The sequence below is a fragment of the Streptomyces silvisoli genome, assembly GCF_029269905.1.
In the GTDB taxonomy this organism is placed as follows: Bacteria; Actinomycetota; Actinomycetes; order Streptomycetales; family Streptomycetaceae; genus Streptantibioticus_A; species Streptantibioticus_A silvisoli_A.
On the sequence record NZ_JARJBC010000028.1, the window covers coordinates 31,156 to 56,247 of the forward strand.

Annotated in this window: 17 protein-coding genes; 5 read left to right on the forward strand and 12 right to left on the reverse strand. The window is 70.7% G+C overall.

The window, feature by feature from the left end; genetic code table 11:
• The first annotated feature begins 70 nt into the window (after positions 1-70).
• On the forward strand, positions 71-955 hold the full coding sequence (locus tag P3G67_RS31365) for a fumarylacetoacetate hydrolase family protein (RefSeq protein WP_276096522.1): 885 nt from the start codon (positions 71-73) through the stop codon (positions 953-955).
• 136 nt (positions 956-1,091) lie between these two features.
• Here P3G67_RS31365 and P3G67_RS31370 read toward each other — a convergent pair whose 3' ends face one another.
• The 9 genes from P3G67_RS31370 to P3G67_RS31410 form a co-directional block, all read right to left on the reverse strand.
• The gene (locus tag P3G67_RS31370) at positions 1,092-1,874 is read right to left on the reverse strand and encodes an alpha/beta fold hydrolase (RefSeq protein ID WP_276096523.1); all 783 of its coding nucleotides are present in this window, start codon (positions 1,872-1,874) and stop codon (positions 1,092-1,094) included.
• Positions 1,875-1,915: 41 nt separating this feature from the next.
• On the reverse strand, positions 1,916-2,710 hold the full coding sequence (locus tag P3G67_RS31375; RefSeq protein WP_276096524.1) for a class I SAM-dependent methyltransferase: 795 nt from the start codon (positions 2,708-2,710) through the stop codon (positions 1,916-1,918).
• Between the two features lie 15 nt (positions 2,711-2,725).
• Positions 2,726-3,451 (reverse strand): maleylpyruvate isomerase family mycothiol-dependent enzyme, encoded by a 726-nt coding sequence (locus P3G67_RS31380; RefSeq protein ID WP_276096525.1) that lies wholly within the window; start codon positions 3,449-3,451, stop codon positions 2,726-2,728.
• Positions 3,452-3,592: 141 nt separating this feature from the next.
• Positions 3,593-6,205 carry an acyl-CoA reductase gene (locus P3G67_RS31385; protein ID WP_276096526.1) on the reverse strand — a complete coding sequence of 871 codons (2,613 nt, stop codon included), beginning with the start codon at positions 6,203-6,205 and terminating at the stop codon, positions 3,593-3,595.
• Positions 6,202-7,368: a LuxE/PaaK family acyltransferase gene (locus P3G67_RS31390; protein WP_276096527.1), complete on the reverse strand. Its 1,167-nt coding sequence runs from the start codon at positions 7,366-7,368 to the stop codon at positions 6,202-6,204. Before P3G67_RS31390 ends, P3G67_RS31385 begins: the two co-directional genes overlap by 4 nt.
• The gene (locus P3G67_RS31395; protein ID WP_276096528.1) at positions 7,365-8,510 is read right to left on the reverse strand and encodes a GNAT family N-acetyltransferase; all 1,146 of its coding nucleotides are present in this window, start codon (positions 8,508-8,510) and stop codon (positions 7,365-7,367) included. The genes P3G67_RS31390 and P3G67_RS31395 overlap by 4 nt, the downstream gene beginning before the upstream one ends.
• Positions 8,510-9,793 carry an MFS transporter gene (locus tag P3G67_RS31400; RefSeq protein WP_276096529.1) on the reverse strand — a complete coding sequence of 428 codons (1,284 nt, stop codon included), beginning with the start codon at positions 9,791-9,793 and terminating at the stop codon, positions 8,510-8,512. Before P3G67_RS31400 ends, P3G67_RS31395 begins: the two co-directional genes overlap by 1 nt.
• Positions 9,790-11,052: a phenylacetate--CoA ligase family protein gene (locus tag P3G67_RS31405; protein WP_276096530.1), complete on the reverse strand. Its 1,263-nt coding sequence runs from the start codon at positions 11,050-11,052 to the stop codon at positions 9,790-9,792. The genes P3G67_RS31400 and P3G67_RS31405 overlap by 4 nt, the downstream gene beginning before the upstream one ends.
• A 446-nt stretch (positions 11,053-11,498) precedes the next feature.
• Complete coding sequence (locus P3G67_RS31410) at positions 11,499-14,021, reverse strand: glycoside hydrolase family 15 protein (RefSeq protein ID WP_276096531.1); 2,523 nt, start codon at positions 14,019-14,021, stop codon at positions 11,499-11,501.
• 274 nt (positions 14,022-14,295) lie between these two features.
• Here P3G67_RS31410 and P3G67_RS31415 point away from each other — a divergent pair, with 274 nt between their 5' ends.
• Entirely contained in the window at positions 14,296-15,969 is a 1,674-nt protein-coding gene (locus P3G67_RS31415; protein WP_276096532.1) for an alpha/beta hydrolase, read from the forward strand.
• A gap of 231 nt (positions 15,970-16,200) precedes the next feature.
• Here the strand turns inward: P3G67_RS31415 and P3G67_RS31420 are convergent, their stop codons facing one another.
• Positions 16,201-17,364 (reverse strand): glycoside hydrolase family 64 protein, encoded by a 1,164-nt coding sequence (locus tag P3G67_RS31420; RefSeq protein WP_276096533.1) that lies wholly within the window; start codon positions 17,362-17,364, stop codon positions 16,201-16,203.
• A 323-nt stretch (positions 17,365-17,687) separates the two neighbouring features.
• On the opposite strand from P3G67_RS31420, the gene P3G67_RS31425 reads away from it, so the two are divergent.
• Positions 17,688-18,563: a glycosyltransferase family 2 protein gene (locus P3G67_RS31425; protein WP_276096534.1), complete on the forward strand. Its 876-nt coding sequence runs from the start codon at positions 17,688-17,690 to the stop codon at positions 18,561-18,563.
• Between the two features lie 60 nt (positions 18,564-18,623).
• Here P3G67_RS31425 and P3G67_RS31430 read toward each other — a convergent pair whose 3' ends face one another.
• Positions 18,624-19,196: a TetR/AcrR family transcriptional regulator gene (locus tag P3G67_RS31430; RefSeq protein WP_276096535.1), complete on the reverse strand. Its 573-nt coding sequence runs from the start codon at positions 19,194-19,196 to the stop codon at positions 18,624-18,626.
• 117 nt (positions 19,197-19,313) lie between these two features.
• On the opposite strand from P3G67_RS31430, the gene P3G67_RS31435 reads away from it, so the two are divergent.
• Positions 19,314-20,939: an MDR family MFS transporter gene (locus tag P3G67_RS31435; RefSeq protein WP_276096536.1), complete on the forward strand. Its 1,626-nt coding sequence runs from the start codon at positions 19,314-19,316 to the stop codon at positions 20,937-20,939.
• A gap of 52 nt (positions 20,940-20,991) precedes the next feature.
• Here P3G67_RS31435 and P3G67_RS31440 read toward each other — a convergent pair whose 3' ends face one another.
• Positions 20,992-24,198: a bifunctional cytochrome P450/NADPH--P450 reductase gene (locus P3G67_RS31440; RefSeq protein WP_276096537.1), complete on the reverse strand. Its 3,207-nt coding sequence runs from the start codon at positions 24,196-24,198 to the stop codon at positions 20,992-20,994.
• 207 nt (positions 24,199-24,405) lie between these two features.
• Here P3G67_RS31440 and P3G67_RS31445 point away from each other — a divergent pair, with 207 nt between their 5' ends.
• Positions 24,406-25,062 carry a PAS domain-containing protein gene (locus P3G67_RS31445; RefSeq protein WP_276096538.1) on the forward strand — a complete coding sequence of 219 codons (657 nt, stop codon included), beginning with the start codon at positions 24,406-24,408 and terminating at the stop codon, positions 25,060-25,062.
• Positions 25,063-25,092: the final 30 nt, after the last annotated feature.

A 25,092-nucleotide genomic window follows, 5' to 3' on the forward strand; every position in this document is an offset into this window, starting at 1 on the left:
CACCGCGCAGTGCCACACGCCCATCAGACACGCTTCACATCACCGTCGAACGCACATCGGGGGAGGAATCTTGCGAGTTGCCACCGTCCGGTTGGCAGGCAGGGAACGACTGGCATTCGTCAGCGAGGACCACGGCCACCTCGTCGTCCCAGAGGACGACGGCACCCAGCCACGCACCGTACCGGAGCTGATCCAAGCCGGTCCCGACCTCTGGCGCGAGGCCCAGCGGAAGGCCGGGGAAGGCCACCGGATTCCCATCAGCGAGGCCGAACTGCTGGCACCGCTCCCACGCCCGGAGAAGAACCTGTTCGCCCTCGGACTCAACTACACCGACCACGGGGAGGAGGCGTACCAGAAGGCGGGTCGGCCTTACCGGCGCCCGAAGCACCCGGTGGTGTTCACCAAGGACAGGGCCAGCGTGGCTGGACCCCACGGCCCGATCGCACTCGACTACTCCCTGTCCCACGAGTTCGACTGGGAGGTCGAACTCGCCGTGGTCATCGGCCGCCACGCCCGTAAGGTCGCCGAGAGCGAAGTGTTCGAGCACGTCTTCGGCTACTGCGTCGCCAATGACATCACCGCGCGGGACCTGCAAACCCGGCACAAGCAGTACTACCTGTCGAAGAGCCTGGCCGCCAGCTGTCCGCTGGGCCCGTGGATCACCACCGCGGACGAAGTCCGTGACCCCCACGACCTGGCGATCACGCTGACCCTCAACGGCGAGGCCCGGCAGACCTCTTGTACCAGCCAGATGGTCTTCGGGGTAGCCCGGACGATCGCGGAGATCTCCCGCATCGTGCCACTCGAACCCGGCGACATCATCTTGACGGGCACCCCGGCCGGTACCGGATTCGCCGCCCAACCGCCCCGGTACCTCAAGCCGGGCGACTCCGTGGAGTGCTCGATCGAGGGGCTCGGGACGCTCTCCAACCGGATCGCGGCTTCGGACTTGTGACGTCAGGCCGTGAACGCCGTTCCTCGCGCCTTTCGGCGGGGACGACGGTGGAGCGGGTCGCGGTCCCCGCGGCCCGCTCCCGCCACATCCAGCAGGCCGACCGACCAGCACTCGGTTTGCGGACGGTGGTTCGCGTTCATGATGTCGGCCGGTGCGGACGGTCGTTGAGGAAGGCCAGGACGGCGGCCGCGAGTTCGGGGCTGGTGAACGCGGTGAAGTGGTCGCCGGGCACTCGGGCGAACCGCGCGTCGGGAAGTGCCGCGGCCAGTTCCTGCGCGGTCGAGTGAGCGTTGTCCTGGTCGCCGACCGCCACCAGGGTGGGTGCCGTGACCTGGTCCAACGCGGTGTTCGGCGTCGCAACGAGGGTGTCCAGGACATGGCGGAGTGCGCGCGGGTCGCCGCCCAACTGGGTGATCCAGTGTGCCAGTTCCTCCTCCGGTGACCCGGGCTCGATCGTCTCCTGGTCGGCGAGAGCGCTCAACACCCGGCGGTACCGGCCGGTGCGGCTGGTGACCGTGTTGATGGCGTCGAGTCCTTGACCCGCCACGATCGCGCGAGCCGGTCGGGCACCGCGGACCAGCATGCGCAGCACGATCCGTCCGCCCAGCGAGTATCCACCGAGGTCGTAGTCCTCGAGTCCAAGCCAGTCGACCAGTGCGAGCCCGTCGTCGACCAGGGCATCGGGCGGGTAGGACGCCGGATCGTGGGGACGCGAACTGTCCCCGTGACCGCGCAGATCCGGAAGGATGACGCGGTAGCCGTGCTCGGCGAGGGCGGCCGCAGGGCCGTGGTGGATCCACTGCGGCCCGGTGGACGTGAACCCGTGGAGCAACACGACGGGCCGGCCGCTGCCCGTCTCCCGGTAGGCGAGTTCCAGGCCGTCACGGCCAGGGAAGTGGTGCACAGGTGGTTCAGCCATCTCATGGTGTCCTTGTCGTTTCCCTTGGGTTGGGGCGGGGTCTACGCGGGGCGGCGGCCCCAGCAGGTGATGAGTGGGGCCGTGGTGACGTCCAGGTCCTCACCGCGGAGGTTGGCCAGGTGCTGGTCGATCTCCGCCTCGGTGGCCAGTCCGTTCGCCACCAACTGCTGGCGCAGCTGGCGTACGGTGGCGGCCTCCAGCTCCCGGCAGGCTGGTGAGGTGAGGGGGAGGTAGCCTTCGGCCCGGACGTCGCCCAGCCCCGCGCCGCGCAGCAGGGCGGGCAGGGAGCGGCCGAAGGCGAGGTCCACACCCCGCTGGGCGAGCAACGTACGGAAGCCGCGGCGGATGTGGTTCGCCAGTTCCTCGGCCCGCCCCCGCTCGTCGGGGCAGGCCAGCGGCTGGAGCGCCGGGTCGGCGTCCTCCACCACCAGCCAGCCGCCGGGCCGCACCGCCGCGGCCAACCGGCGCAGCACCTCGGCCCGCTCGGGCAGATGGACCAGTACCAGACGCGCGTGCACCAGGTCGAAGTCCCCGGCCGGTGGCTCGTCCTTCGCCACGTCGTGCCGCCGCACCTCCACCGGGGCGGTCAGACCGGTCAGCCAGGAGGCGTCGATGTCCGTCGCCAGTACGAGCCCGGTGGACCCGACGCGTTCCGCGAGCGCCGCGGGAATCGAGGTCCCGCCCGCTCCCACCTCCCAGCAGCGCCATCCGGCCGTCAGCCCAAGCCGGTCGAGGTGGTCGAGCGTCCAGGGATCGAAGATCTCGGCAAGGGCATCGAACCGGCGACCGGCCTCGCGTTGCCGGTTGTCCAGCAGATAACCGTCCTCATGGGTCATACGGCCCATCGTTCCCTACAACGGCGGCACCTCCGGCAGCGGCACACCTCCGCTGTCCAGACCCGTGCCGTCCGTGCGGCCGGTGAGCCAGCCGACGAGGGCGGAAGGGGAGCCGGTGACCGTGAGCGGCGGGCCGTCCGTGCGGCCGGTTGGCCAGCGTTCGCCGTCTTCGGTGGCCAGTACCAGGGCGGGCACCTTGGGGTGGCCGGCGAACTTCACCGTTGCCAGGAAGCTCAGTTCGGCCGTGACGAACCCGGGTGGGAGCTGGTCGACGGTGTAGCCGACGTCAAGGTCCACATGGTGCAACTCGACCTCGGCCAGCCGTCGTAGGGCCAGCCGGTCGGCGCGTTCGACGACGCCGTTGCGCATCTCGACCTCGTAGCCGTAGCGGTCGGCGGGCAGTGCGGCGGCGGCCGCGTCGAAGCGGGTGGCGGTGGCGCGCAGGTCGGTCAGATGCTCGGCCAACGGCCGGTCGGCGCCGCGCTCGATGTCGGCGGCGCGGGCCTCGGCGCTGGCGTACATCGGCGTGCGGACGTCGGTACGCGCCCAGTTGAGGAGGTTGACCAGGGCGTCGGCGTTGCGTGCGAGGTGCGCGAGTACATGGCCTCGCGTCCAGCCGGGCAGCAGCGAGGGTTCACGGGCGGTCGAGTCGTCCAGCTTGCCGACGGAGACGAGCAGGCGGTCGGTGGCCTCGCGGACGGCTGCCGCGTCGTGCCGGAAGTCGAGCGGGGTGCCGGTCATGGTCCAAAGCTAGCGCCGCGGCGCGCGATTGGGGAGGCCGCCGCACCAACCACGCGGGCCGCACCAACCACGCGAAGTCACACCGGCCACCGCAGCCGCCGCCACGGCAGGCCCCTCCCTCCCGTGGCGGCGCGGCGCAGCTCAGCTGCCGGTGCCCCTCCTGTCGATCACCGACCGCAGCTTCCCGCTGGTCGCGGTGCGCTCGAAGTCGTCCGTGTCGATCAACTCCACCGAGCAGTCGAGCAGTTCCTCGTCCACCGCGCCCCGCAGCTCGGGACAGCCGTCCAGGAACGCGGTACGCGCCGCCTTCGGGTCCGGAGCGTACCGACGGTCAAGGCGCAGCGTCAGGTGCTCCCGGTCGGCGCCGGGGGCCAGCACCATCTGCAACTCACCGCGGTAGCCCAACCGCTCCTGCGCGGTGCGGACGAACTGGCGGTAGTTGTAGAAGTACGTACCCACCCGCACCACATCGCCGTGCCGTCCCAGCAGCTCGATGCGCGGGGTGCGGCTGCCGCAGCCGCACTCGCCCGGCACCGTGCGGCCCAGGTCGCCGATGTCGTACCGCTCAAGGCGTTGGCCCTGCCGTACCCGGCTGGTGAACACCAGCCGACCGGGCTGCCCGTCCGGCACCGGACGGTCGTCCCGCGGGTCGAGCACCTCCAGGGTGTGCAGTTCGGTCAGCAGGTGGTGCACCGAGCCTTCGGCGTACGCGCACTGGTAGGCGAGCGGTCCGAGGTCGGTGCTGCCGTAGGCGGCCGAGCGGATCACCTCCACCCCGAAGTCGGTTTCCAGCGTGCGGCGTTGCTCCGCGGTGAAGTGCTCACCGCCGTAGAACACCTTGCGTATCCCGCCGTACGGGCGGAGCAGGTCGGCCTGGGAGTGGAACAGCTGCCACAGGTAGGACGGCATGCCGAACACGGTGTCCACCCGGTACTCGATCAGCGCCTCGGCGATCGCCCGGTGGTCCGGGCCCGCGGCCATCGGGATCTGGGTGGCGGTCAACCGCTCCAGGATGGAGAAGAAGCTGATGAAGCTCCCGTACATCCCGCCGCAGAAGAACAGGTTCGCCGCCCTGTCGTGCCGTGGGTCGAACCCGGCGGCCAGCAGGCCGTGCGCGGAGGCGCGCATCTGCGTGTCGTAGTCGTCGTGGGTGAAGACCGACAGTGCGGGGGACCCCGTGGTGCCGCCGCTGCGGAAGTACAACTGGGCGTCGTCCGGGGCGATGTCACGCAGCGCGCGCTGCACACCCGCCTTGTCCAGCAGCGGCCCGGTCGGCGGCGCGGGCGTGGTGATCGGACGCACCAGGTCGTCCAGGCACGCGACGTCGGCGAACTGGTCGTCTGCCTGGACGCTTACCCGTCGGCTGTAGCGCTGGAGGGCGTACACACCGTCGTGCGGCTCGCCGTGGTAGCTGTCCGGCATCGCGCCGACCGGGGTCACCCGCAGCACACCGGCCGCGATGGCAGCCCTGGACAGCGCCGCGATGTCCGCCCTGCTGCCGCCGATCGCCGCGGTCTGCAGGTACCGGCGCATCGGCCGCAGCACGGAGGTCATCCGGGATCGAGGCAGCGGCTTGACCCAGATGCTGCGGTGCAGCGGCGAGGCGGTCAACGCGGGCCGGGAGTCGGCCAGTACCCGCCAGGAGCCGTCCTCGGCCGTGAGGACCTGGGTCAGCCCGAGATGGCTCTCCAGCCGGGCGATCAGCTCGGTGGTGGTGATCTCGGCGCGGGCCGCCTCGTCGGTCTCCGGCGCCGGGCGCTCGGCCGAGACCTCGCGGAGCACGGCGGCGAAACGCCGGGCGAAGTCGAAGACCTCTTCGGTGTCGTCGGTGTCGAGGTAGACAACCTGCGGGCTTGAGCAGGCCTGTTGCTCGAAGCGGCACACGTCGGCCGCCAGCTCGGCCAGCGTACGCGGATCGGCCCAGACATCGCGGGTCAGATAGCCGAACGAGATCTTGTGGCCCCATTCGACCAGTCGGCAGCCCGCCGGAACATGCGCGGCCACCCCTTCGACGGCCGCCTCGCCGCCCCACACGGCCACCGCGTCCGCGGGTGCGCAGATGTCCCGCAGCCACTCCTGTCGCGACGACGGGAAGCGCAGCGCGATCAGCCGGGCCTCGATGGCGCCGGTCGGGTCGGCCGCGGCCAGTTCGGCCAGCAGGAGTTGGGCCAGCGCGGTGTCACCGCTGCTGGTCTTGAGGACGTTGACGTTGCCCGCGAGCAGGCCCTCGATCACGCTCAGCGGGGCCACGCCCGCCGAGTTGCCCGGTGCGATGTGCACCACGAGACCGACCGGCGCCCATGCCTCGAACACCGTGGCGCGTGCGTCCGGCCGGGTCAGCCGCTCCGGCGCGGGACCGCCCAACTCCCTGCGCAGCTTGCGGGTGAGCGCGGTGCGGCTGATGGCCGCCGCGATCTCGGTGAGCACCGCGTCCGCCTCTTCGGCGTCCGTACCGGCGTCGACCAGCGGTCGCGCCAGCCGGGCGCGTACGTCCCGGGCCGGGTCGCGCAGCGCGGCGCTGAGCGCGTCGCAGGCGGCCAGCACCGTCTCGGTGTCCAACGGTTCGGCCAGTGCCCGCTCCACGGCGGCCGGAAGGTCGGCCAGCCGTTTGGCCGCCTCGGCGTCGTCGATGAACGCCCCCTGCCAGAAGTGGTGGTTGGCGCTGGTGCCCTCTTGTTCGCTTCTCCGCCCACGCGGCGCAGGTGCGGCGATCGGATTCTTCTGCGGCTCGGCGGCCGCGCGTGCGTCGCTCACGCCATTCCCTTCAGTAGTTCGGCGGCGGCCACCGCGCAGCTGCGGTTGCGGCTCAGTCCGGCGCGCCCGTGGATGGTGAACCAGTCGGTGCCCAGCGGGCATTCGCACGCCTCGCCCGGCTGGAGTGAGGCGAGGTCGCCCATCAGGGCGCTGTGCGCCGGAACCGACGTGATGTACGGGGAGACCAGGTGCAGGTAACCGCGCTCGCCGTAGGGCAGTCGCTCCAGCGTCTCCGTGGAGCGCACGGCCGCCCGGGACCAGACGGGTACGTGCAGGCGGTGGCGTTCGCACTCCACGTACGGCACGCAGTGCTCGACGGAACCGTAGGTGTCGCGGATCCGCTCGCCGGGGATGCCGAGTTGCTCGGTGACGGCCGCGTAGAACCGGTCCTTGGGGATCTGCCGGTCGGTGTGGCCCTTCCAGCCGCCGCCGAGCACCACCAGTGAGTCCTCCGGCAACCGCACTGCCGGCACGCCGAGTTCGCGCATTCGCTCCAGGGTGAAGTGCAGGAACGCGGGGAAGCCCAGGATGCGTACCGGCAGCCCCTCGTCCGCGTAGCGCTGGAGCGCGTTCAGCACGCCGAAGACATCGAACTCATGGCTACTGCCGGTGTGCCTGAGGGCGTACGTGACCTGCCGGGCGGGGGCGAAGTCGCACAGGTAGTTGTCGGTGAACGAGGTGCCCAGCCGCATCTCGGGCGCCGGTTCATAGCTGTACAGCAGGTAGTTGACCGGCTGGTCGGGAGTGATCCACCCGTAGAAGTCGAAGATCCGGGCGACCATGCGCTGGGCCGCGCGGATGGTCCACTCGTCGAAGAACATCTGCGACTTCTGGCCGCTGGTGCCGGAGGAGGTCAGATGCAGGAAGACCTCGTCGCGCGGGATGGACAGCACCTCGTGCAGCTTGAAGAAGTTGGCGTGCACCAGCGGGGCGCGCACCGGGCCGAGGGTGCCGTTCGGGGTGTCGGCGAGCAGCGAGCGGAAGAACGGTGAGCGTTCGGCGTGCCAGGCGTTGGCTTCGCCCATGGCGGCCCCGAACAGCTCGTCGGCGTCGGTGGTGTACGGATCGGCCAGGTCGCACAGCCGCTGTACGTGGGGCAGTGCCGCGGGGTCGGGGACCTCGACGGGGGCGAGGTGCGGGTTGGGCGGGGCGGCGGGGGTCATGAGACAACCTCGGGAAGGGGCAGGTACGTCGATGTCCAGGCGGTCAGATAGGCCGTCAGGTACCCCTGGAGCAGGCCGTCCGCGGCGATGTCGCGGAAGTCGATCTGACGGCTGGTGCGGGAGAGCACCACGTAGTCGTGGAAGCGGTCGGCGGCCCGGCGCATCGCCGGGTACACGGCGCCGGGCACGAATCCCTGGGCCAGGAAGGCGGCAAGGCCCGCGGTGTCAGCCAGCGGAAGCAGCGCCTCCACGTAGTCCGCTCCGGCCCGCGCCACCGCGTCCATCAGCGGCTCCAGCGAGTCGGTGACCGCGCCGAGGTGCGGATGCACCGCGACCAGCGCGCAGCTCCCGGCCGCCCGGTCCAGCTGCGCGTACGCCTCGAAGCGGCCGTCGCCGGGCAGCAGTACGGCGTTCGGCGTGTGCAGCGGGAAGAAGCGGCTGGCCGGATCGGGGAACAGCTCCAGGAACCGGCGCCGTACGAAGCCGGGCGCGTCGAGCAGTTCGAAGCCGGCCCCCGAACGCCGGGCGGAACGCGGCGGGTTGGCGGCGGCCGGTGCCGCGGCCACCGGGCCGAAGCCGATTCCCGTGCTGTCCGCGCAGGCACGCAGGAGCGGCAGCAGCGCCTCCGGCACCTCGGCCACCTGCTCCCGGCGGGTCAGCACACCGTCGGCGTAGCGCACGAACAGCGCCAGGCTCTCGCAGCCCTCGACCTCGGCCGCGTTGGGCATCAGGCCGACCGGTACGAACCCGTTGCGCAGCACCACGTTCTGCGGGCCGCGGGTGACCATGCGGACCGTGGCGTAGACCGAGTCCACGCAGCCGCCGTCGAAGGCCGCCGCGCACACGGAGCCGGTCAGCTCCCCGGCCAGGCCGGCCTGGCGGTGCGCGGGATGCACGGCGAGCCCGACGAGCTTGCCGACGCGGGTGCCCGGATCGGTCTGCACGACCGCGGAACCGGCCAGTTCACCGGTGCCGCTACGGCGGGCGGTGAGCCAGAAGGTGTTCGGGTCGGCGATCAGCCGCCGCATCACGGCCGGGTCGCTGCCGAGCGCCACGGGGTAGCCGTGGCCGTAGACGTCGAAGTACAACTGCCGCAGATCGGCGATGTCGCGCAGCGTCGCCGACGTGATCGTCATGGTCATCACCGCTCACCTGCCATCGCCACGGCCGCGTCCAGCGGCTCGTCGTCCTCGACGGGTTCACTCTGGTTGCGGCCGCCCAGCAGCCACAGCGCCAGGGCCGCGGGCACCAGCCCGGCCGCCTGTATCAGGCACAGCGACCGAGGCGAGAGGTGGTCGCCGAGGAAGCCGAACACCAGCGAGGAGACCGGGAACGTCGCCCCCAGCAGTGCCTGCATGGCCGCGAAGAACACCGGCTTGTCCCTGGTGGGAACGAGCCGTTGGAAGAGTGCTACGAACCGCACCCCGACAGCGCCCACGCACCATCCGGCGATCACCAGGGCGCCCGCGACGGCGGCCTGGTTGGCGACCACACCCGGCAGCCCCAGCGCGGCGGCCATCGCCACCAGGCAGGCACCGCCGGTGGTCGCGGGACCGCCCGGCAGTCGCCGACCGGTGAACGACCCCACCAACGCCCCGATGCCCAGGGCCGATTCGAAGGTGGCCACCGTGCTGCCGTCGGAGTGCAGCACCGAGCGCGTGTACAGCGGCATCACCACGTAGACGGAGGTGGTGAACAGGTTCGCCGCCGTCAGGCACAGCAACACGCAGCGCACCAGCGGGTGTCCGGTGAGCACCTGCCGCAACGTCCGCCGTTCGACGGGGCCCTGCGCCTCGTCCGGTCCCGGCGCCGGGGCTACGGCGAAGCGCGCCAGACCGAGCAGACCGGCCGCCGCGAGATACGCTCCCGCGCATCCGGCGAGCACCGCGGGAAAGCCACCGGCGTCCACCACCAGTGGCCCCAGCAGTCCGCCCGCGAGCCCGGCGAGAGACTGGGTGGACAGCTCGAACCCGGTGGCCGCCTCGATGTCCGCGTCGTCGACCAACTCCGGTACCGAGGTGGTCAGACAGGGGTCGAACAGGGCCTGGCAGGCGGCCAGTACCAGCGCCGCCGCGTAGGCGGCCACCAGCGCAAGCGCGTGCAGATACGCCCAGCCGGCCACGCCGGCCGCGACGACGCCCGCCACGGCGGCCGACACCCGCAGCACCTCCCGGTGCGGGCACCGGGCGATCACCCGGGCCACCACCGGGGCGAGCGCCACCGCGGGCAGTGTGCTCACCGCGAGGAAGGCACCGGAGGCCAGCCCCCGGTCACCGCCGATGGCGTAGCCGACCAGCCACCACACGGCACCGACCTGGAACATCCGGTTGGCCGCCTGGGTGAGCACCTGGGCGGACCAGACCGCGCCGAACGCCCGGTTGCGCAGCACCAAGGGCAGCTGCCGCGTGCTTGCCGTCGCCGTCATGACCGCGGCCTCTCGTCCAGCACCCGGATCAGCTTGCCGGAACGGGGGTTGACCGCCATCTCGCCCATGCGGGCCCACTCGACCGTCGGCGGATGGATGTGCCCGGCCTGCACCGCCTGGCCGTACAGCGGGCGGGCCGCGACCAGCTCCTTGACGACGGCCGCGGCCAACTCGTCGAGTCCCGTGGTGTCCTGGTCGGTCGCCATCCGCAGCACCAGACCGTCGCGTCCGTCCCAGCGGCGGGTCACCAGTTGGATGCCGATCACCCGACCGGCGAGGTCGGCGGCGCTGACGATGTCGTGCACGTCCTGCGTGTACAGCGACACCGGGCCGACTCGCACGCCCTCCTCGGAGCGGCCGAGGATCCTGAAGTGCCCCGCGTCGACGTCCACCCACTCGGCACGGTCGCCGACGGGGTAGCGCAGGATCGGCATCAGCCGCCGCCGCAGGTCGGTCAGCACGGCGCGGCCCGGCACACCGTTGGCGGTGATGGGGTGCCCGGTGTGCTCGTCCAGGATCTCCATGACGGTGTACGGCGAGAACGTCCGGTGCACCCGGGGGTCGTCGCCTGGTACGGCGGCGCCGAGCAGTCCGGCGTCCACGCTCGCGTAACCGATCGAGCGGGGACGGGCGTTGGGGAAGGCCCGCGACAACAGTCGGTGCTGGTCCGAGAAGAGGCTCTCGCCACCGAAGAACAGCAGCTCGACGCGAGGGAGTTGACGTCCGGACGCGATCAGGTGGTCGGCGAGTGAACACAGCGTGGTCGGCGTTCCGGCCACCACCTCGACGTCGAACTCCTCCAGCGTGTGCGCGGTCGACTCCAGAGGTGCCGCGCCGCCGATCGGCAGCCGTACGTTGCCGACGGGGGAGTGCTGGAGCGAGTCCAGGATGAACGTGTAGCTGGCGTACAGCTCGCCAGCGTAGAACAGGTCGGCGACCCGGTGCCCCGGCCGCAGTCCGGCCCCGACCAGGTTCTCCCCGAACGCGGTGGTGAATTCGAGCCACTCGTCGCGTGTATAGAAGGAGAATTTCGGCGCCCCGGTGGTGCCACCGCTTTTGAAGACCACCGCTTCCGCAAGCGGGCCGGTCAACAGGCGATTGCCGCGCGGTGAGTTGGCTCGCCAGAACTCGGCCTGCGGCACCACCGGAAGGTCCGTCAGCTCGGTTACGTGGTCCGGCAGACCGGCGTAGAGCTCGGAGTAGAACGGTGAGTTGCGACGCACGAAGCGTATGAGTTCCGTTGTTTGTTGAACGGGCATCTATTCCTGCTTTGTGGCATGCGAAGGAGAGTGACGTCACATGGTTGTGAGATCACTTGACGGGTGCGGTGCCGCCGCACGGGCCGCGTCGTGCCGATGGCAGCGGTCCGTCTCCCATGTTTCGGGAGTATTTCCGGCGGGCGGGGAGCACGCTAGCTGTAGCCGCGGTGACCGGGGCAGGCGAGCAGGCGATTTCCAGCCGGTTGCGGCTGGAAGGAAAACGCCAGGCGAATAGTTGAATTCTGGCCAACTCGCAGTATGCTCGGGCCGTTTGTTGTCCCCACAGTGCAATAACGGTACCACCCCTTCCGGTCCGATTCCGCATCGTGCTCGCGGGCCGCTGGGATACCGCAGTGCCGGAGGCGTGGTATAGGCGACGGCCTCCCGAAAGCGCTGCGGCCCGCCCCGAATGGTCGGGACGGGCCGGAGGGTGCCGGGCGGATGGATCAGCGCCAGGTGTCGTTCAGTGTGACCGAACCCGAAGCGCCGGTCGTGTACGAGCGGTTGGGATCGCTTTCCCAGGTGATGCTGCCGTCCGGATTCTTCTTGATGTACTTGTACTGGACAGCGGAGTTCGCCGGCAGCGATACCGTGCCGCTCCACACCGGGTACGACGCCGAGGACAGCGGCACGGACTTGGCCGGGTCCCACGAGCCCAGCGCCGGAACGGAGCCCACGACGAACACGTTCTGGCCCCAGGACGTGGTGGCGTTCTCGTCAAAGGTGACCGAGACCTGGTTCGGCGGGCTGCCGTTGGCGTACCGCTGGGCCACGACCGCCGGTGTGTCCACCGTCTTGCCCGCCGAGATGTCGATGGCCAGCCGCACGTACTGCGCCATGGTCCACATCAGCGGCGTCGCCGAGTTGTCCGGCTGTCCCTGGGCGAAGCCGTCCGCACTGGCGCCGGGCCAGATCTGCTCGGAGATCTGGTAGCCGGAGTTGGCCGCGTCGGCCATCGAGGTCAGCATGGCCTGGGCGCCCGTCAGGTCACCGGTCTGCACGTCGTACTCGCCGCGCTCCCCGCTGAGCACCGGCCACGGTCGGCCGACGCCCGCACCCGTGTAGTCGCCGCCGGACGCGGTCTCGCCGTAGCCGTCGTGGTTGTAGCGGCCCCAGTAGGTGCCGTAGCCGGGGATGACCGTCTTGATCGTGGCGTCGATGGCCGCCAGCGAGTTGCCGATCTGCGGCGACGACGCGGGCTTCACCCCGAGCCGGGACAGCTCCAGGAAACCCTGGTCGACAACGGCCCGCTCGTCGTACGTTCCACCGCCGTTGGCGACGGAGACGGTGTCACCGTTGTTGGGATTGCCGTTCGGGGTGATCCGCACGTAGTACGAACCACCGGCGATCGGCCCCGTGGTGGTGTAGGTGTCGGAGTCCACCGCCGACTGGATGGCGTCGGCCTTCGCCAGGTAGGTGGCCGCCTCCGAGGAGTCGCCGTTCGCGGTGGCGATCTGTGCGGCGCACACCAGCCCGGCCACCTCGGCGGCCATCGTGGACGGGGAGTAGCCGCCGTTCTCCTCCCACCGCTCCTGGCCGGTGGCCGGGCCGTTGCTGACGATGTAGTCGGCGAGCAGTTTCACCTTCGACCAGGTGGTCGCGTCGGTCCTGCCCAGCTGGTAGGCGAGCACGATCGGAAAGGCGACCTGGTCCTCCTGGACACCGCCCCACTCCTGGGTGCCGTCCAGCCAGCTGTTCTGCTTGACGTAACCGCTGGATGTCTCCTCGTAGTCGAGGACGTAGGTCAGCGCGTCGTTGGCATCGGTGGTGTCACCGGCCGCCAACAGGGCGGTGGCCATCTGGTACTCGTCGCGCGTCCACACCAGGTGGTAGCCGTGCGCACCCGCGCTGTCGGCGCTCACGCTGCCGCCCCACGGGGTGAGCGGAGCCGCGACGAAACCGCCGACGTGGGTCTTGTCCTCGTCCGCCTTCACCTCCATCAGCGAGACCTCGTACTGCTGCTTGAGCTTGGAGCCCGAAGTCACCGACGCGGGCGGCGCGTTGAGCCCGCCGAGCCAGTTGTGCCAGCCGGACTGGAAGCCGCTCTCGGCGGTGTCGAAGCCCGCGCCCAGCGAGGCGGTGGCATCACTGACCGCCGCGCTGGTGCTGCTGCCGAAGGCCAGGGCGAGGGTGAAGGTGGTGCTGCCGCTGGCGGCCACCGGGATCCGGGCGGTCTGCGCGATGTGCCCCGCGGTCGGAGCGGTCTGCCCGGGAGTGCTCAGTTGGTGACCACTGGTCAGCTCGTTGGCGCCGTCGCTGGCGGTGCCCGCGTAGCCGGTGGAGGACGCGGTGAACCCGGTGGACGCGGCCAGCGCGCTGGCCACCGATCCGTTTGCCGCGGTCAGATCACCGGTGCCGCCGTCGGTGGCCCCGGTGTTGCCCATTCCGTCGTTGCCCAGCGCCGGGTCGTACTGCGCGTACAGCGACAGCGGAGCGCTGGAGAGGTTCTGGAACGTCGTACGCACCAGGACGACGGAGCGGGCCGGGTCGGCCACGTACGTCTTGGTGATCTTGTACTTCCCGTTGCTCGCGGCGTTGGTCTGCTGCCACTCCAGCGAGGTGGGATCGACCAGGGAGACGGCGTGGCTGGTGTTGGCCACCTCGCTGTCGGTGAAGGACGAGCCGTCCGTGACGTAGTACTGGAGCCCGAACGTGTCCGGGGTGTCGACCTGCGGGTAGAACACGTTCTGCAACTCGCCGTCGCCGAGGGTGTACCAGACCTTCGACTGGGCGGACAGCGCGTCGGCGAAGCCCTGGACGTGCGGCTCGTTCCAGAACGCGTTCGCACCGGGCGCGCCGGGTGCCGGGTCGGCGGCCGCGTCGCCCGCCGAACCGGCGAGCGCGGCGGCGGCCAGGGTGACCGTGGCGGTCAGCAGGGAGGCTCTCCGCAGCAGTGGGGTGCTACGCGGCCACGACGGTGATCTGCCGGGTGGCCGGCTGGGCTGGCCGGGGGGCCGCTTCCTCGACATGTTGAACATATCGCTGCACTTGTGCCTTTCGGTCGCCAGGGGGTGGGGGACCTCGTACGACGTCGAACGTGATCGAGGCGCCGCAGGGGGCGCCACCGTCCTGAGGTGCTGGAACGGTGCTGCGTGAGCCTCCTCTGGCGACGCGTACCTGTCAAGACTTCAAGCACGAGTCGATGGAACGCGGTTGCCGCCTTCAAGCTGTGAAGGAATCGCGGCGTCGCCGTATGGACGCATCCCACGTGCGCGGCCGTGGGGCGCCACTTAATGTGACGGCATGGGTCTCGTCCGGTCACGATCGCCGCTGTCCGGTATGCGGGGACGCCGCGGACCGGGCGGCATCTGGATCATCGTGCTCGCCGTGCTCGCCGTGGTGGTGCTGGTGCTCGCCGTGCTCGCGTACGCGGCCACCCTGCCCTACGCGCCGTTCAACCCGCCCTCCGACTCCCGTGACCCACGGCCGGACCTGCGCCGCTACTACCAGCAGACCCTCACCTGGACGCACTGCGGGCGGCACGGCGTGAGCGGCGCCGTGCGGGTGGGCGCCGCGGTCTCGGGCATGCAGTGCGCCTGGCTGAAGGTGCCGCTGGACTACTCCGCCCCGGCGAAGGGCAGCGTCTCGCTGGCGGTGAGCCGCTTCGCGGCCCACGGCGCGCGGCACCGGCTGGGCTCGCTGGTGTTCAACTTCGGCGGCCCCGGCACCTCGGGCGTCGACCAACTCGCCGCGCGTGTAGGCGGGTTGTTGCGGCTGCGCGAGTCGTACGACCTGGTCGGACTGGACCCGCGCGGCTGGGGCCGCAGCCATCCGCTCACCTGCGTCGACCCGCGAGGCGCGGCCCCCGTCGCGGCGTCGGCCGACACGGCCGCACCGAGCGGCGGCGACCCGGCCGATGACGCCGCGGTGCAACTGCGCGCGGAGGCCCAGCAGTACGCCGATCACGCACACGACTGCCCGCGGCTGTCCGGCCCGATGCTGCCGTACGTCGGCACCACCAACATCGCCCGCGACCTGGACGTGCTGCGGCAGGCACTGGGCGACCGCAAGCTCAACTACTTCGGGATGTCGTACGGTTCACAACTCGGCGCGGTCTTCGCCCACCAGTTCCCGCACCGCACCGGGCGCCTCGTGCTCGACGGCATCGTCGACCCCACTCTGGACACCAAGCGGATGGCCCTTGCCCGGGCCAACGAGGACGAACGCGGCATCCGCGACTTCCTCGCCGACTGCCTGCGCCGGCACACCGCGGAGTGCCCCTTCCACGGCGCGGTGGACAACGCCGAGGCCCGGCTGCGGCGCGGCTATGACGCGCTGGACGGCCATCCACTGACCGTACGCGGTGCGGAACTCGACCAGCAGACCTTCAGCCGCGCCATCGCCGACTCCGTCTTCGACCAGCGCGAATGGCGCGCCTTGCGGTTGGCGCTGCGCGCCCTGCTGGTCCGTCACGACGGCCTGCCGCTCGCCCGGCTCGGCGGTGCGACCGGGTCGGGCGGCCGCGGCGCGGCCCGGCCCGCTCGCGCCGGTGACCCTCCGGCGGACAACGCGTACGCCGTGAGCCTGGCCGTACGTTGCCGCGACACCGCCGACCGCTACACCCCGCAGGAGGCGCAGGCGGTACTGCCCAGCCTGGTGCGGGCCTCGCCGATCCTCGGCCCGTTGAGCGTGCACGAACTGCTGGCGTGCACCGGGTGGGTCGGCGGTGGGGACGACTCCTGGCGTGACGTACGGGCCGAGGGCGCGCCGCGCATCCTGATGGTGGCGACGGCCACCGACCCGGTCACCCCGTACGGTGGCGCGCGGCGGATGGCCGAGGCGACCGGTGTCGGCGTGGTGCTCACCTACCGGGGGCAGGGCCATGTCGCCTACCGGCTCAGCGAATGCGTTCGCCAACGCGCCGACCGCTTCCTGCGCACCGGCCTGATGCCGGCGGACGGCGGCACGTGCGACTGAAGCCCCGCCTCCCTCGGCGCACGGTGACCGTGAGGACGGCGGTGCGCTGCGTGAGACGGCTGAGTCGGCTCATGATGTGCGTTCCCCTTGCTGGCGAGCCGGTTGGGGTGAACGGCGCGAGGGATGCCGGAAAGTTGGGGCCGCCCTCGGCCGCTCCCCGCTCTTACGGCTGGCAGGTGACGGGACGTCAGCTTCCGTTGCCGTCCGGCGCATCACCGGTGGTAACGGGCGTCACCAGGGTGTGAGGGTCAGGGTCAGTCCCGTCGGTGCCGAGTCCTGGATGTAGCTGGCGAACCCGGCGACGTCGTCGAAGGCGAAGCCGTATGCCTTGCCGTCGACGGTCGCCGAATGCACCGCCTTCGCATAGTGGTTGGTGGTGTCGACGGTGTAGAACGCGCCGGGGTCCGTGACCGGCTGGGTGTGCTGGGCGGCGAGTACGGAGCGGTTGAACCCGGCGCCCAGGACCGCCGCGACCGGTCCTGTCGTTCCGTCGTTGGGCGCGGCGAGCGCACCGTCGCAGTACAGCACGTCACGGGTGGACGGTCGGGAGAAGGAGACCGAGCGGGGGCCGTTGAAGGTGAGCGTGTCACCGCTGACCCGGCCGGTGAACGTACCGGAGTTGACGGTCACCGTCAGATCCGTGCTCCGGTAGGTGTCCCAGACCTGGTTGACGTACGAGTCGTAGTACGACGACGAGAACAGCCCGGAGTCCAGCCCGTGTCCGGGGGCGATGACCCGCAGCTTGTTCCCGACGACCAGCTTGTCGAAGCCGGGCGCGGCGGCCACCGCGGAGAAGACGGCGTCCCGGCCGCCCTGCCGGATCGTTCCGGTGGTCTGGTCGGCCGCGCCGGTCAGCCGCAGCGCCAGCGGCACACTGAACTGGTCGACGGCCGTGGTGTTGCAGTACATCCCGCCGGAGTTGAACGTGAACTCCGAAAAGTCGTGCAGCACCTGGTAGTTGGGGTCGGACGACACCCAGCCCGCCGGGTACTGGAGCGCGGGGCGGCCCGCGCCATCGGTGACCGCCTTGAACTTCAGCTTGTCGCCCAGGGCGACGTAGATCCGGCCGGACATGTTCGGCAGCGTGAGCCGGGTGTCACCGGAGGCGGCCAGTGGGATGGAGTAGTCGGTGTATCCATCCGGCCCGTTGTCGGACAGCGACACCCTGGCGAGCGTGCCGTCCGGTTTGACGTAGGCCTGGTTTCCGGTGGCCAGGTCGGTGCCCACGATGTAGATCCGGACCGAACCGTTGGCGTAGTTACCGGAGTTGTTCACCACGGTGAGCGGCAGGGTGCCGGCCGAGGCCGGCCCGGCGAAGGCACGGGAAGTGAAGATTCCGGCGGTGGGTATGGTCACTCCCGCCAGCCCGAGAAGAAACGATCGTCGCTTGAGCATGGCTCATTCCCTGAGATGTGGGGGGCGCGACGGTCCCTCACGTTGCCTGAGAGAACGTCACGTTCAGGTGTTGTGCGGAAGCCAAGCAGAAGTGGTGGATTTCTTTCAAGAGGTGTGCTGGATCCGCTGTCCCTTGGGCGTTTTTGAGCCGACCCTTCCCAATCGCCTTGACCCAGGAAGCCGACTTGCCGACGAGCCCGGCGAGGACGTCCCGGCTCACCGTCAGCGTGGGCGGGCCGTGCCGACGGGACGTGGAACGTCCGGAAAGTCGCCCAATGGCGGCTAGCATCACCAGCGCCCGATCCGAGGAACGGAGTTCATCCGTGCGTCACCCGCGCGTTGGCGTCGCCATCTTGACCATGGGCACCAGGCCCACCGAACTGGCCGATCTGCTCGACTCGGTGGCCAAGCAGGACACACCCGCGACGCGGGTGGTGGTCGTCGGCAACGGCTCACCGTTGCCGACGCTCCCTGAGTGGGTGACCGCGCTGGAACTGCCGGAGAACCTGGGCATCGCCGGTGGCCGCAACGCCGCCCTGGCCCGGCTGCGGGAGTTCGGGGACGTCGACGTGGTGGTGGACCTGGACGACGACGGGCTGCTGATCAGTCCGGACGTCTTCACCCGGCTCGTGGAACTGTACGCGGCCGACGAGCGGCTGGGAGTCGTCAGCTTCCGTATCGCCGACGAACTGGGCCGCACGCAGCGCCGTCACGTCCCCCGCCTGCGCGCGGCGGATCCGATGCGGCGCGGCTATGTGACGACGTTCCTCGGTGGCGGACACGGGCTTTCCATGCGGATGTTGGAGGAGGTCGGCGGCTGGCCCGAGCCGTTCTTCTACGCGCACGAGGAGACGGACCTGGCCTGGCGGGCCCTGGACGCGGGCTGGAAGGTGCTCTACGAGCCGGAGTTGGTGCTGCGGCACCCGTGGACCTCGCCGACCCGGCACGCGGTCTTCTACCGCATGGTCGCCCGCAACCGGGTCTGGCTCGCGAAGCGGCACCTGCCCGTCGTCCTGGTCCCCGTCTACCTGGGGCTGTGGACCGCGCTCACCGTCGCGCGCACGCGGTCGGCGGCGGGACTTCGCGCGTGGTTCGGCGGCTTCGCCGAGGGTCTGCGCACCCCGTGCCCGCCCCGCCGTCCGATGCGGTGGGCCACGGTATGGCGGATGACCCGGCTGGGCCGACCGCCGGTCATCTGAGTCCGCACGCGGCGCCACTGGCGCGAGGCGTAACGTGCGGTTACCGCCTGGCGGGCCGTGTCAGCCCTCGGCGCCCGGCATCAGCGTGTCGGCGACCTCGCGGGCGACCGTGAGGATGTCCAGGTCGGGCAAGTTGAGGTCCTGCGCGGCGAAGCTCGCGAGGTTGACGCTGAACAGGGCGACCCGGGCGCGCAGTTGGTCGGCCGGTGCGGCGTCCGGGCCGAGGATCAGGTCGACGAGTTCGGTGATGCGCCCCCGTACGCCGCCGCGGTCGGGAGCGAGGTCGCGGATGACGTGCTGGTTGGTGGCGGCGAACCGGGCGATCTGCAGACCGCGGCGACCGGCCATGTCCACCCACCGGGCCAGCAGCTCGTCCCGTAGCGCGGCGCCGCGGGGCTGGCTGCGGCCCCAGGCCAGTAGCTCGTCGAACTCCTCCATGTACTCATCGAACAGCGAGCGGATGATGTCTTCCTTGCCCGCGAAGTGGTAGTACAGCGCGGCCTTGGAGATGTCCAGGCGCTCGGCGATCTCCCGCATGGAGGTCGCCTCGTAGCCGTTCTCCGTGAACAGTTCGAGGGCGATCTCCTGGATCTCCGCCTTGGTGTCGCTGCCCTTGCGCCGCCGCTCTGCCATCTCGTGCCTCATTTCTCGTCCGTCGCCCTCGATCTTCCCTCATCGCAGGCACTCGCTTGCCGACCGGTCGGTAAGTAAGCTACCGTCTCATCATACCGCTTACTGACCGGACGGTAAGTGAGCGGGTTGGATCCCCTGGAAATCCCTTGGACGGACCTCATGGCAAACGACACCGTGGCGGCCGCGGACGCCGCATCGCCTGAACGTGTTCGGTTCAGCAGCCGCCAGATCCTCGTCGCCATGAGCGGCCTGATCATCGCGATGTTGCTGGCCCAGCTCGACAACATGATCGTGGCCCCGGCGCTGCCGACGATCGTCGGTGATCTCGGCGGTCTGAACCACCTGGCCTGGGTCACCACCGGCTACATCCTGGCCTCGACGGTGGCCACCCCGCTGTGCGGCAAGCTGGGCGACCTGTACGGCCGCAGGTCCAGCTTCATGTCCTCGATCGTGATCTTCCTGGCCGGCTCCGCGCTGGCCGGCATGTCGCAGAACATGGCCGAGCTGATCGGCTTCCGCGCTCTGCAGGGCCTCGGCGCCGGCGGACTGATGGTCGGCGTGATGGCGATCATGGCCGAGCTGGTGCCGCCCCGCGAGCGCGGCAAGTACTCGGGCGTGATGATGGCCGTCATGCCGGTGGCGATGATCGGCGGGCCGCTGGTGGGCGGTTTCATCACCGACCATCTGACCTGGCGCTGGGCGTTCTACGTCAACCTGCCGCTGGGTGTCATCGCCCTGGTGGTGTGCTGGTTCACCCTGCGGCGGCTGCCTTCCGGCAGCGGAGCCGCCCGCGTCGACTGGAGCGGTGCCGCGCTGCTGACCGTCTGGATCACCGCCCTTGTGCTGATCACCAGTTGGGGCGGCAGCCAGTACGCCTGGGGCTCCTGGCAGATCGCCGCGCTCGCCGTCTGCACCGTCGTCGCCTTCGCCGCGTTCGTCGCCGTGGAGCGGCGCGCGACGGACCCGATCATGCCGCTGAACGTGTTCAAGGACGTCAACTTCTCGCTCGCCGGGGCACTGAGCTTCATCTCGGGCTTCGCGCTGTTCGGCGGGGTGACATTCCTGCCGCAGTTCCAGCAGTTCGTGCAGGGCGCCTCGGCCACCAACAGCGGTCTGCTGCTGATGCCCATGATGATCTCGGTCATGGTTGTCTCGCTGGTGGGTGGCGTCCTCATCACCAGGACCGGCCGCTACCGCGCCCTGCCGATCATCGGCAGCGCCCTGGTCGTCGTCGGCCTCGCGCTGTTCGCCACTATGGACGTGCACACCTCCAGCACCACCACCGCGCTCTACATGGTGGTGCTCGGCGCGGGCATGGGCGGTCTGCTTCAGACCACCTCGCTCATCGCCCAGAACAGCGTCCCGATGCGGGACATGGGAGCCGCCACGGGAGCGTCGACCTTCCTGCGCAACATGGGCGGTTCGCTCGGCGTCTCCCTGCTCGGCGCGCTCTACACCACCCACCTGAGCGACTACCTGACCGCCCACGGCGCCGCCGCCCACCACACCGGCTCGGCCGCCCAGATGACCCCCGCGGCGCTGCGCGCCCTGCCCGAGGCGGCCCGCCAGCTGTTCCAGGGCGCGGTGGTCAACGGCATCGGCGCGATCTTCACCTGGGGGGCGGCGATCGCCGCTGTCGGGTTCGTCCTCGCCTGGTTCATCCGTCACGTCCCGCTGCGCGGCGCGGCCCCGCAGCCGGTCGATTCCGCCACGGCGGACGAGCGGGAGTCACTGACGGTCTGACCGGACACGACACGTACGGCCCTACCGCGCGGGCGGTAGGGCCGTCGTGCTGTCAGCGGCTCGCGTAGACGTCCTCCACGTAGCGGCCCTGGTCCACCAGCTCCCGCCACCAGAGCTCCGCCCTCGCCGCGTCCGCGCCCTTGTGGTGCGCGTACAGGCGCTGGAAGGCGGTGCGCACTCCGGGGGCCATCCGGGCGCCGTCGCCGCAGACGTACACCCTGGCGCCGGAGGTGAGCAGCCGCCACACCTCGTCGGACTCGGCGGCGATGCGGTCCTGCACGAACGGGAGGCCGTTCTCCGGGGACTTGAAGAACGCCGGCCGCATCGAGACCGCGCCCTCCGCCTGGGCGCCCTCCAGTTCCGCGCGGTGCAGGTAGTCGACGTCCGGGTGGTCGCAGCCGAAGTAGCACAACGCCGGTGCCAGCGAGGCTCCTTGGCGTACCAGGGCGAGCCGGTCGGCGATCGCGCCGCGGAACGGCGCCAGACCGGTACCGGCGCTGACCATGATGACGGGAGTGTCCTGACCCGGCTCGATACGGAAGGAGTCGCGGCACGGCTGGATCCGTGCGTACACCGTGTCCCCGGGCCGCACCCGGTGCAGATACCCGGAGCCCACGCCCTGGAACGTGCCGCGCCCGGACCTGGCCGGAGCGCTGAGCAGCGACACCATCAGGTCCACATGGTGTGCGTCGGCCGCGGGGGAGGAGGACACCGAGTAGTGGCGCGGACGCATCGGGGGCAGCAGTTCCAGCAGTACCGGCCAGCTCAGGCGGCCGTGCAGGGCCGGGTGGTCCTCGATCACGTCGAGCAGGGTGGCCTGCGTGCCCTCGGCGGCCAGTCCCCGCAGTGCGGCCTGTTCGGGCGGGCACGGATTGAGGTCGGCCAGCAGGGCCAGCTGCCGGGCGGTAGGGGAGTCCTGCAACTCCACGTAGCGGCCGAGGAGTTCGAGAACCGGCACCGGGCGGTCGAGGGGGAGCGTGCCGCGGTTCGGGCGGTGCGCGCGGATGTTCAGCAGCGTGGCGGGGTCGGCGCCGATCAGCCGGATCGCCCGCTCGACCAGCTGCGGATCGTTGACCGGGAGCACGGTCAGGTGGTCGGCCGTCCGATAGGCGACGCCCTCCGGCAGCGCGACGCGCACGAAGCGCTTCGACCGGCCCAGGGGGTGTCGCAGATCCGCGAGGTCGCCGGTTCCCACCACCGTCATCGGGACCATTCCGTGCCGCTCGGCGAGCGCGTCCAGCGGCGCGCCGACCACCTCGGTCACCTCGTACGTGTGGCCGGGGCCGTCGGGCGCGTCCGGCGCCGCGTCCGGGGCGCCGTAACGTTCCAGCAGTGTGCCGCGCAGTGCCGAGGTGAAGCGCTCCACGGATCCGGCCAGGTCGCCCGAAGCGTCTGCCTCGGCGCGCGGCAGCAGCCTGGTGCCGCCCAGCTCCGCGAGGCGGGCGTCGATCAGGGTGGGGACCCGCTGGTAGGTGGCCGCCCAGTTGCGGTCGCCGACCCCCAGCACCGCGAAGGGCACACCGTCGGCGGTGCCCGGTTCCGCGTCCGCCAGCCATGTGACGAACGCGCTCGCGTCATCCGTGGGCTGGCCGTTGTAGGAGGCGGCGACGATCACCACCGGGGCCTCGGCGGGCAGTGCCGCGGTGCGGTCGTTGAGCGCCGCCACGGTCACATCGCACCCCAGGTCGCCCGCGACGTCGGCGAGTTGGGCTGCGTACTCGCGGCAGGTGCCGAAGTTCGAACCGTGCAGCACGGTGACGGCGGTACCGGGCTTGACCCGGGAGGGCAGCCCCGCGTCCGCCGTGGCCGCGGTGGTGTGCTGGGCGGCCGTGCGGGAGGCGGCACCGCGCTGGCGGTCCTGTGCGGTGCGCGGCGCCAGGGTCAGGGTGAAGCCCTCGGGCTTGAGGGTGAGGGTCTCCTTGATGCGCAGCTGGTATCCGGTGTGGTCGAGGAAGCGGTAGCGGTGGATCAGCAGCCCGAGCAGCATGGTGGCCTCGTGCAGCGCGAACTGCCGCCCGATGCAGGCGCGTTCGCCGGTGCCGAACGGTTTGAACGCGTTCGGGGAACGGGCCGCCTCGGTCTCCGGTGCGAAGCGCTCGGGGTCGAACTCCTCGACGTTGTCGCCCCACGCCGGGTCGCGGTGCAGCATGGGCGTGAGCACCACCATGCACTGCCCGGCCTTGATCGGATACCGCCCGCCGATCACGGTGTCCGCGAGAGCCTCGCGCTGGAAGGCGGCTGCCGTGGGCCACAGTCGCAGCGTCTCGTTGAGCACCTGGCGTACGTAGCGCAGCTTGCCGACGTCCTCGAAGGACGGCTCGGGGTCGGCGGTGTCGCCCCACAGCGCGTCCACCTCGGCCTGGGCCAGTCGCAGCACCTGCGGGTTCTTCATCAGGTAGTAGAGCGCGAAGGACAGGGTGCCGGAGGTGGTCTCGTGTCCGGCGATCAGGAACGTGATCACCTGGTTGCGGATGTTGGCCTCGTCCAGCAGTTCCCCGCTGACCGGATGCGGCGAGCCCAGCATCAGGCCGAGCAGGTCGTCCGTGGAGGTGTCGCCGTCGGCCTTGCGCTTGTCGATCACGTCGTCCACCACCTCGGCCAGGAAGGCGGCATCGGCCTGGAACGCCTCGTCGTGCTCCGTGTAGTCGACTCCCGGCACCCGCGCAAGGCTCTCCTGGCTGTAGGCGAGCGCGCGCACCAGCGCCTGGACGAACGGATGCGGATCGCTGCGGCGGAAGGACTCGAAGTCGTAGCCGAACCCCGACAGCCCGATGGTGTCCAGCGTCATCCGGGTCATGTCATCCGCGACGTGCACCGGCCGGCCCTGTGCCAGGTGCCGGTCCCAGGAGTCGACCAGCCGCCGTGCCACCTTGAGCATGGTGGAGTGGTATGTGCGCATGGAGCCGAGTGCGAAGGCGGGCAGCAGGATGTCGTGCGCCTTGGCCCAGTTGGGCTCGTCGTGGTACGCGGTGAACAGGCCGTCGGCGGTGATCCCGCGGACGTTCTCCAGGGCGACGCCGATCCCCTTGCGGAACCGCGTCTCGTCGGAGATCTCCTCGACCAGTTCCAGCGAGGTGACGAACGTCGTTTCACGCTCGTGGAAGCGCTGGGCGAAGAACGGGCCGTGCCGACGGGCGATGGCGATGGCGCGCTGCAGCGGTGTGCTGGTGGGTTCCGCTGTCGACAGGTCGACGGTGGGCAACTCCAGGTCCGGGTACGCCCGGAGGGCCTGGATCTTGACGGTGCTGGTGTCGATCATGGCCGGTGCCTCTCCCGGTGGTGTCGGGGCCGTTACCGACCACGATCGCCGAGTTCGGCGGCGATTCTGATCAAAGAACTACACAATCTTGTAGTCGGTGCGGCGTGTCCGTATGGGCAGCGGACGGCGATGTGTGCTACCAGGGGAGAGACGCCTGGGGCGGACGGCTCGCGGGGAACCGAGGTCAGGGACGGAGAGGAGCGCACGATGGCGGACACGCCGGAGCAGCGGGCCGCCCTCTGGCGCAACCGGTTCATCAGCCTTCTCGACCGGTCCCCGGTGCCCATAGCGATCAGCCACACCGACGGCGTGATCGCGGGCGCCAATCCCGCCTTCGCGGCCGTCTGGGGGCTGCATCCCGGCCAGTTGACCAGCCGTCAGCTCATGGATCTGTTCACCCCCACCAGCTCCGGCCAACTGCGCAAGCTCGACGAGGCGCTTCGCCACGGGCGCCGTTCCCGCTACCCGGTGCGGGTGCGGTGGACGGCGGGCGGTACGAGCCATGACGGCCAGCTCGTCGTGGAGCCGGTCAGCGACCCGGAGGGCGAGTCGCCGCCGCTCCTGGTCACCCTGCATCCCGACGCGGAGCCGGAGGCGGTTCCGGCGCGCCCTTATGGCGCCGGGGCGGCCGTGGTGGTCAGCGCGCAGGAGTCCCGGATCCTGGCGCTGGTCGCGGCGGGCAACACCACGGCGGCGGTCGCCCGGGTGGTGGGGCTGAGCGCGGACGGGGTGAACTACCACCTGAAGCGGCTGTGCACCCTGCTCGACGCCTCCAACCGCACGGCCCTGGTGGCCAGGGCGTACGTACTGGGGCTGCTCGACCCCGGCACCTGGCCGCCCGCGCCGCCCCCGGGCGCGGGCTGAGGCGTCCGCCTCGGCGGCGGTGCGGTGGAC